General features: G+C 75.8%; 1 protein-coding gene. It reads left to right on the top strand.

The window, feature by feature from the left end:
* Positions 1-703: molybdopterin molybdotransferase MoeA (locus FV222_RS28300; protein WP_147816430.1), on the top strand; the 703-nt coding region annotated here is incomplete at both ends.

Raw genomic sequence — 703 nt, 5'->3', positions numbered from 1 at the left:
GCCTGGCCCTCGCCGCCGCGGCAGGCCGCGGCCGGGTCGCGGTTCGGCGCAAGCCCCGTGTCGCGATCCTCGCCACCGGCGACGAGCTGGTGCAGCCCGGCGAAATCCCGGCCTGGGACCAGATCGTCGCCTCGAACGCGCTGGCGCTCGCCGCCCTGGTGAACGGCGCCGGCGGCGAGCCGATCGACCTCGGCATCGCCGGCGACACGCTCCCGGCGCTGGAGTCGGCGTTCGCGCGGGCGCGTTCGGCCGAGGCCGACCTGCTGGTGACCCTCGGCGGCGCCTCGGTCGGCGACCACGACCTCGTCCAGACCGCGCTCGCCGCCGAAGGGCTGGAGCTCGGGTTCTGGCGCGTAGCGCTGCGCCCCGGCAAGCCGCTGATGCACGGGCATCTCGGGGACATGCTGGTGATCGGGCTCCCGGGAAACCCGGTCTCCTCCATCGTCTGCGGGCTGCTCTTCGTCGTGCCGGCAATCCGTGCGCTGCTCGGCGATCCCCGCGCCGGGGCCGACCGCAGCGAGCCCGCCACCCTCGGCCGGGACCTCGACGCCAACGACGGGCGCCAGGACTACATGCGCGCCGTGCTCGACACCGCCCCCGACCGGCTGCCGGTGGCGCACCCGGAATCGCGACAGGATTCGTCGATGCTGGCGGTGCTGGGCCGAGCCGAGGCGCTGCTGGTCCGCGCACCGCACGCGCCGGC

This window comes from Methylobacterium sp. WL103 (assembly GCF_008039885.1).
GTDB classification, from domain to species: Bacteria; Pseudomonadota; Alphaproteobacteria; order Rhizobiales; family Beijerinckiaceae; genus Methylobacterium; species Methylobacterium cerastii.
Note: the sequence above shows the minus strand (reverse complement) of the source record. Positions and strands in the feature narration are given on the sequence as shown.